9 protein-coding genes are annotated in these 6,614 nt (G+C 65.9%); 3 read left to right on the top strand and 6 right to left on the bottom strand.

What is annotated here, in order from left to right; genetic code table 11:
- Nucleotides 1-579: 579 nt before the first annotated feature.
- The gene (locus ACIA12_RS36580; RefSeq protein ID WP_396371927.1) at nt 580-1,905 is read right to left on the bottom strand and encodes a serine hydrolase domain-containing protein; all 1,326 of its coding nucleotides are present in this window, start codon (nt 1,903-1,905) and stop codon (nt 580-582) included.
- Nucleotides 1,906-2,002: 97 nt separating this feature from the next.
- A complete protein-coding gene (locus tag ACIA12_RS36575) occupies nt 2,003-2,230 on the bottom strand; it encodes a hypothetical protein (RefSeq protein WP_396371926.1) in 228 nt (75 codons plus the stop codon).
- A gap of 177 nt (nt 2,231-2,407) precedes the next feature.
- Here ACIA12_RS36575 and ACIA12_RS36570 point away from each other — a divergent pair, with 177 nt between their 5' ends.
- The gene (locus tag ACIA12_RS36570) at nt 2,408-2,731 is read left to right on the top strand and encodes a YciI family protein (RefSeq protein WP_396371925.1); all 324 of its coding nucleotides are present in this window, start codon (nt 2,408-2,410) and stop codon (nt 2,729-2,731) included.
- A 5-nt stretch (nt 2,732-2,736) separates the two neighbouring features.
- Here the strand turns inward: ACIA12_RS36570 and ACIA12_RS36565 are convergent, their stop codons facing one another.
- Nucleotides 2,737-2,946, bottom strand: coding sequence for a KTSC domain-containing protein (locus tag ACIA12_RS36565; RefSeq protein ID WP_396371924.1), 210 nt, complete (start codon nt 2,944-2,946; stop codon nt 2,737-2,739).
- Nucleotides 2,943-3,293 (bottom strand): XRE family transcriptional regulator, encoded by a 351-nt coding sequence (locus ACIA12_RS36560; protein ID WP_396371923.1) that lies wholly within the window; start codon nt 3,291-3,293, stop codon nt 2,943-2,945. Before ACIA12_RS36560 ends, ACIA12_RS36565 begins: the two co-directional genes overlap by 4 nt.
- A gap of 142 nt (nt 3,294-3,435) precedes the next feature.
- Between ACIA12_RS36560 and ACIA12_RS36555 the strand changes: the two genes are divergently transcribed.
- Nucleotides 3,436-3,732, top strand: coding sequence for a hypothetical protein (locus ACIA12_RS36555; protein WP_396371922.1), 297 nt, complete (start codon nt 3,436-3,438; stop codon nt 3,730-3,732).
- Nucleotides 3,733-3,791: 59 nt separating this feature from the next.
- Here the strand turns inward: ACIA12_RS36555 and ACIA12_RS36550 are convergent, their stop codons facing one another.
- Both ACIA12_RS36550 and ACIA12_RS36545 read right to left on the bottom strand, forming a co-directional pair.
- Entirely contained in the window at nt 3,792-4,676 is an 885-nt protein-coding gene (locus ACIA12_RS36550; protein ID WP_396371921.1) for a hypothetical protein, read from the bottom strand.
- A 190-nt stretch (nt 4,677-4,866) separates the two neighbouring features.
- Complete coding sequence (locus ACIA12_RS36545) at nt 4,867-5,496, bottom strand: hypothetical protein (protein WP_328326117.1); 630 nt, start codon at nt 5,494-5,496, stop codon at nt 4,867-4,869.
- A 190-nt stretch (nt 5,497-5,686) separates the two neighbouring features.
- On the opposite strand from ACIA12_RS36545, the gene ACIA12_RS36540 reads away from it, so the two are divergent.
- Nucleotides 5,687-6,517, top strand: coding sequence for an aldo/keto reductase (locus ACIA12_RS36540; protein ID WP_396371920.1), 831 nt, complete (start codon nt 5,687-5,689; stop codon nt 6,515-6,517).
- Nucleotides 6,518-6,614 lie beyond the last annotated feature (97 nt).

The following is a 6,614-nucleotide window of genomic DNA, read 5'->3' as shown; positions in this document are numbered from 1 at the left end:
GCACGCTGTTGAGTTCTCAAGAATCGGACGCACACCGCGCTTTTCTCTTTCGAGTTAAGCTCCGGGGCAACCCGCCAAACATTACTGTTTCGTCCGCGGCCGGTCAAATCGGCCTCTTTCGTCGCAGTCTCTCCGTGACTCAGCGACTGAAGGCCCGCCAGAGGCGTGCTTCAGCTGCTGGGTAGTTCCGGGGAATTCGGAGCGACCGGCCGCTTTCGCGTCCCGCACTCGCTCCAACAAGAAGAACATTACTGAGATTCACGGTGAAGATGCAAATCGGGGGCCGCACCTTGGCCGAACCCTTGCAAACCCTCTCCGGCCTACCCAGCGCCGTCCCACTCGTCCCACCAGTCACCCGCGTCTCCGTGAGCCACACCTCCATGATGCCGCACCCGTTCAAGCCGGAGACAGCGAATGGGTGGGAGCCGACGTACCGGCTCCCACCCATCGAGTACTGCATCGTCCAGTAGACGCCTCTCGGCGAGTGGCCGCTCGTAGCGGCGAAGTGTGAGGCCCGGGGGTCTTGCACTGAACGACATCAGGTGTAACCCACTCCCCCACGGACCTATTCCCGGCCGCTCAGCCCACCCGCAGACACTCGATCTCGTCGCCCTCCTGGACGAAGGTCAGACCACCGTCGGTCAGCCGCAACTCGCTGCCGACCCAGCGTGCGGCGTACCGGCCGTCTCCCCTCGCGGCGAATCTCAGCGCCGGCTGTCGCCCGAACACGGCTTCGAGTCCACCGTCTGCCACGGTCACCTCCAACGACAGGCTGTCCCCCAAGCGGTACTTCCCAGCGACGGCCTGGAGCTCGTCGTCGCTGACCTCGCTCCGATCAGTGACCTCCAGCGGGTAGTCCTCCCACCCGTACGACGCAGCGATCCGTGCGATCGCCCTGTCCACCAGGTAGCTCCCGTTGTCCCCGTTGGTCATGACAGCAGCGCCTTGACCTGTATCCCGGTACGCGACCAGGTAGCACTTGAAGCCCTTGTTCGATCCCCCATGCCCGAACCGCCTCCCACCGTCGCCCAGGAACGCGCCGAGCCCGAGCGCCTCCATCGCGTCCCACGGATCAGCGATGGCGATCTGCGGTGTGAGCATGTCCCGCGCTCTCTCCTGCGAGATGAGAGCTCCTGACGCGCCGAGATACGCCTCCCGTACGCCGTGGGCGAAGGCAACGAGGTCACTCGAGGTCGTCCAGAGACCAGCGGCGGCCAGCTCGGGATACGAGTGCCATCGGCCAGGTACCGGACGTCCGAACTCGTCATGCGCGGTCGCGGCGCGGTGACGGAGTTCATCAGGGAGTGGCTGCGCGTAATCACTACTCGACATGCCCAGCGGTTCCAGGACGAGTTCGCGCAGGAGCTCGCGGAACGGCGTACCGGTGACGTCTTCGAGGAGTTGCTGCAGGACGACTGTCCCGCCGCCGGAGTACCGGAACTGGGTGCCGGGGACCAGCTCCACGTGGACGCCGAAGGTGTTCGACGGGCGTACCCCGTCCAGGATCTGTACCGGCGTCGGCAGCTCGGCGCCTTCGCGGTACCCCGGGAAGCCGGGCACCGTCAGGCCGGCGCTGTGGCTCGCCAGTTGTCGCAAGGTGACGATCGGCTGCCACTCGCCCGTCGACGGGATCTGCCAGGACGTGAGGCGATGGTTGACGTCCTCGTCGAGATCGAGCAGACCGCGATCGACCAACCGGAGCAGCGCGAAGACAGCGACCGGCTTGCTGATCGAACACGCCTGGAACAACGTGTCGTCGGCGACCGGATCGTCTCGACCTGCCTCGATGACGCCCGCGGTACCTCGGTCAACGATCTCGCCGTTGTCGATCACCGCCCAGCTGACCCCTGGAACCTTGAACTCTTCCAGGTCCTTCTCGATCCCGTCCCGCAGTACGTCTGCCAACGCCGTCGCCTCCCCAGTCGGTTGCTCCGGAGCCTAGCCGGGTGAGGCAGACGCGGCGCGGCCGCGGATGCCGGAGCATCCGCAGCCGCGCCGTGGGTCAGCGGGACGGTTGTGGTGCGTCGCAGTCGATCTTCGGATTGGCGCCGATGTAGTTCAACGGGCCGGCGAGGATCGTGACGGCGATCGTGCCGACCTTTGCGCAGCTGGCGTTGTCGTTCTTGAAGTAACTACGTTGGGCGGCCGCGGCAAGACCGATCAACAACCACACGATCACAACGATCGTGATGACGCGAGAACCAGTCGTAGAGGCTCTACGAGTGCGCATGTCCACCTCCTGGCAAGAGCACACCCCCGTGGATCCACCCTCTGGTGCCCTTCGGTGACACAGCGAAAACGTGGGCCGGTGCTGTCGATTCCGGCTCGGGCCGCTCGTCAGTCAGATACACGCTCACCACGGGCGTTCCGCCGGCACGGCAGTGCCGGCACAGAGAAGGGAAGCACCATGAGCAAGTACCTGTACCTGTACCGCGGTCCGGCCACCCCGATGGAGGACTTCACTCCGGAGCAGGGCGAGGAGCAGATGAAGTTGTGGACGGAGTGGATGGGCAAGGCCGCGTCGGCGATCGTCGACCAGGGCAATCCGCTGGCGCCACGCGCATCGGTCCGTGACGACGGCTCGGCCGCCGAACCGAGTGACCAGAACGGCTACACGATCGTCGAGGCCGACGACCTGGACGCCGCCCGGGCGCTGCTCGACGGGCACCCGTTCCTGTCCGAGGGCAAGGGCCGGTTCGCGGTCGAGATCTTCGAGATCCTGCCGATGTAGCCGGGTCAGACCTCGGCGAACTCGAAGTACGGCTTGATCTGGGTGTTGACGTAGTTGCCGATGCTGGGGGCGGCGAGCAGGCCGGCGTACGTCGGCTGCGGCACTTCGTAGTACCGGTAGATGCTGCCGTTCACGTACTCCAGCTCGAGCGTGCTGCTGGACAGGTCATACCCCACCGACTTCACGCTCGCCGAGGTCACCGGTCGTCGCCTCATCCACCCCTACCCTTCTCTGCGGTTTGCAGCGTAGCGAGGATGCGCGACAACTCCCCGACAGCCGCATGCAACTGATCGACCATCGAGTCGTCGAGCGTGGGTTGCTCGCTGTGCGGTACGCCGAGGCTGGCGGCGAATCTCGTCTGGGCTTCTGGCGAAGCGAGGTGGAGGGACGTATCGAGCGCCTCCTGGAGTTGCGCGCTCGGCACCATCTCGGGCCGCTTGCGCCACTTGGCCACGGTGCGTGGCGAGATGCCGAGGTGTTCGGCGAATGCCTCGCTGGTCAGCCGCATCGCCGCCTGCAAGGCGCGTGCGTGCCCACCCGTCCAACGGTCGATGACTGTCATCGGCGCTCCTCCCGACTGTTGCCTGATCACTCTGTGCAATCAGATTACGTCGATCGAGTGAGCTCATGGGTGCACGTTCGGTGACCTGTGGATACAGCTCCAGTTCATGGTCGGGCGCTGTCCGGAAGCGTTGACTGTGGCCATGGACGAGATCAGCGGCAGACCCGCGACGATGCTCCGGCCACCGCCGCCACGAAGACACCTGAAGGTCGCGGCGGCCGCCGGGCCGCGACGTTTCCACCTCTTCAGGCACAGCGACGTCTCGGGTGTGAGCGGCACCGGCGTCGTCGCCGAGGGCGTGGAGTGGTCCGATGGCACCGTCACCCTGCACTGGGGTGGCCGCTATCCGACCACCACGGTCTGGCAGGACGGAGTCGACGCCCTGTTGACCATCCACGGGCACGACGGAGCTACGGAGATCCGATGGATGGACGACTGATGAGCTCGGTAGGGCCGGCGTCTCCCCTGTACCGGCGCCGGTCCTACCGACCAGACGGATCAGCCTTGGCCAGAAGGCTGATCGCCCTGATCCTCGGCCTGCTCGTTCGCCTTGTCGGTGAGCCCAGGCAGTTCCGGTACTACGAGCGCCAGCGGGCCGTGCTCGCTGTCCCAGCGGCGTTCGAGCGTCTCGAGCGGGACGTCATTGGCTGCCGCGGACAACCTGGTGAGCGTGCCCAGCAGGTCGACACATTGGGCGACCTCACCGGGATTGTTCGCGAGCCACCAGACGACGGCCGAGCCCGGCGTGGCCAGCACGTCATCGCGGAGATAGGCGCGTTTCTCCTGCTCCAGTTGACGTTCCAGCAGCAGGGTCTGCGCTCGGCGCTGGAGGGCGGTGATGTTCTGGAGGTGCTTGAAGTCCGCGTCCGGCAGCTTGAGCCGCACCTCGGTGGCCCAGGTGCGGACCTGGCCTTTCTCGTCGATGTCCGGTTCGCCGAGCAGCGACGCGAGGCGGTGCTGGTTCAGCGCCTCCTCGGACGGTTGCTGGCTTGCCGTCAACGCCTTGGCCCTGCTGAGCAAGGCATCGACGGCCACACTGCCGAGGTCAGCGTGCCGCAGTCCGGTGATCACCGGCGACCACTGGACGATCGCGGAGAAGTGGAAGTGGTAGTCGGGCGACGCCGACGGGAGCCGTACTCCGGCGACGGTGCGGGTGGGCGGCGCGGTGAAGACCGGTTCGCGATCCACCGGTTTCGGGGCGGGTGGAGCGGGAGCCGCCACCGGTGCCGGCTTCTTCTCCTTCCACACCATCGCCAAGACGATCAGCAGCACTGTCGAAACCAGCGCGGCCAGCCAGGCCGGCAGGTTCAGAACCATCGCGAGGAGGAAGGAAACAGCAACCACAGCAGCCGCTGTCAGCAGAGCACGCTGAGTAGACGTCATCGACGATCGCCTTGTTTGAGCGGATTACCTTGACCGAACTGCCGCAGGTGCCCAAGTCTCGCCACGGCTACGCGCCTCTCACCCCCGCGCTGATCACCTCACACCAGAGCCACAAAGAGTCTGCCACGCATCACACACCGTAGCCACGCAAAGCGTGTCGCCCGGGGACGCGGTAGGCGCGGATTGGCGGCTAGCCGGCCAGGGAGCGGAGGGCTCGGCGGCTGGGGGTTAGGAGGACTGGTTTGTAGGGGCAGCGGGCGTCGGTGAGGGTTTCGTAGGCGCTGATGGCTCGGTTGGCGGCGTCCCAGCCTTGTTCGGCGGGGCTTTTGCCCAGGCCGCGGTTGCGGATCAGGGCGCCGTAGAAGGCGGAGCAGAAGACGGTGGCCTCGTACCAGCCGATCACCGTGCTGGTGCCGATGTAGGTGATGTCGTCCTGGAGGCAGTCGCGGATGGCGCGCTGCCATTTGCCGATGCCGGTCTTGCAGCCGTCGGCGATGACGACGCCGCTGGCGATCCCCCAGGACCGGTCCAGGAACCAGTCCGCCAGCGCGGTCAGGGAGACCTGGGTCTGGCCGTCGGTGGACAGGAACGACGGTTCGTCACTGTGGTCACCGTGTGCCATCACGTGCAGCACCGTTGAGGGGGTGGTGAGCGCCGAGAAGGCCGTCTCGTGATCGCGGGTACGGACGAAGTTCACGTCGATCACCGGACTGTTCCAGCCCGCGTTGATGTTGCTGGTGATGCCCTGGACGAACGTCATCGAGGCGTCGAAGGAGCTGTCCAGGCCGAGGTCCACCAGCGTGATCAGTCTGTTCTTCATCGCCCACCCCTCACGTGCTTCCCGGTCCCGCCGAACCCCATGATGACCCAGCCCACCGACAATCCGCTGCCCGCGTCTCGGCGCTCAGTCTCGGCCGCCTGAACTGCTCGTATCCGGGCCTGGGAAAGGGGTTGCTGACGCCGTTGGATACGGTGTTCAGGGAGATGGCCGCGGCTTGTCAGGAGGATCGATGATCAGCGTTCCAACCGTCACTCTGAGCAACGGAGCGGTGATGCCGCGGGTCGGCCTGGGGACCTCCCCGATGAGCGACGCCGACGCGGAACGCGCCGTCGTACAGGCTCTCGAGGTCGGGTACCGGCTCATCGACACGGCCGAGAACTATCGCAATGAGGTCGGTGTCGGACGGGCGCTGAAGTCGTCCGGGGTGGCACGTGAGGAACTCTTCGTCACCTCCAAGTTCAACAAGCGGTGGCACAGCGTGGCGGGTGCCCGGACCGCATTCGAGGCGAGTGCGGAGAAGCTCGGACTCGAGTACCTCGACCTGCTGCTGATCCACTGGCCGAACCCGGACCAGGACCAGTACGTCGACGCCTGGCGCGGCCTGATCGAGTTGCGCGACGCCGGCCTGGTCCGAGCGATCGGTACGTCGAACTTCAAGCCGGCCCATCTGCAGCGACTGATCGACGAGACGGGCGTCGCCCCCGAGGTCAACCAGATCCAGCTGAGCCCGATGTGGACCAAGGCGGCCGAGCGCGAATTCCACGCAACCCACAACATCGTGACCGAGGCCTGGAGCCCACTCGGCAAGGGCACCGATCTCCTCGACCACCCCACCGTCACGGCAGCCGCCAAGGCCCACGACAAGACGCCAGGCCAGGTCGTACTCCGCTGGGAAACCCAGCAGAACGTAGTACCGATCCCCAAGTCCGCCAACCGCGAACACCTCGAACACAACCTCGCCATCTTCGACTTCGACCTCACAGCCGACCAACTGGCCGCCTTGTCGGCTCTCGACGGCACAAGCAAGACCGCAGCCGACAGCGACCGCTTCGGCCACTGACCCGGCTGCAGGTACCGATGCCGGATCAGGTGGTGAGGAGCCGGTGACCAACTGAGTAGGACTCGACGCCGTTCTTGGATGTCCAGAGGCGGATGCG

This window comes from Kribbella sp. NPDC051620, assembly GCF_044453825.1.
In the GTDB taxonomy this organism is placed as follows: domain Bacteria; phylum Actinomycetota; class Actinomycetes; order Propionibacteriales; family Kribbellaceae; genus Kribbella.
Note: the sequence above shows the minus strand (reverse complement) of the source record. Positions and strands in the feature narration are given on the sequence as shown.

Bases quoted from the DNA above. Each gene is read 5' to 3' on its own strand.
- ACIA12_RS36575 (WP_396371926.1), bottom strand. From the start codon at position 2,230: ATGCGCACTCGTAGAGCCTCTACGACTGGTTCTCGCGTCATCACGATC.
- ACIA12_RS36570 (WP_396371925.1), top strand. From the start codon at position 2,408: ATGAGCAAGTACCTGTACCTGTACCGCGGTCCGGCCACCCCGATGGAG.
- ACIA12_RS36565 (WP_396371924.1), bottom strand. From the start codon at position 2,946: ATGAGGCGACGACCGGTGACCTCGGCGAGCGTGAAGTCGGTGGGGTAT.
- ACIA12_RS36560 (WP_396371923.1), bottom strand. From the start codon at position 3,293: ATGACAGTCATCGACCGTTGGACGGGTGGGCACGCACGCGCCTTGCAG.
- ACIA12_RS36555 (WP_396371922.1), top strand. From the start codon at position 3,436: ATGGACGAGATCAGCGGCAGACCCGCGACGATGCTCCGGCCACCGCCG.
- ACIA12_RS36550 (WP_396371921.1), bottom strand. From the start codon at position 4,676: ATGACGTCTACTCAGCGTGCTCTGCTGACAGCGGCTGCTGTGGTTGCT.
- ACIA12_RS36545 (WP_328326117.1), bottom strand. From the start codon at position 5,496: ATGAAGAACAGACTGATCACGCTGGTGGACCTCGGCCTGGACAGCTCC.
- ACIA12_RS36540 (WP_396371920.1), top strand. From the start codon at position 5,687: ATGATCAGCGTTCCAACCGTCACTCTGAGCAACGGAGCGGTGATGCCG.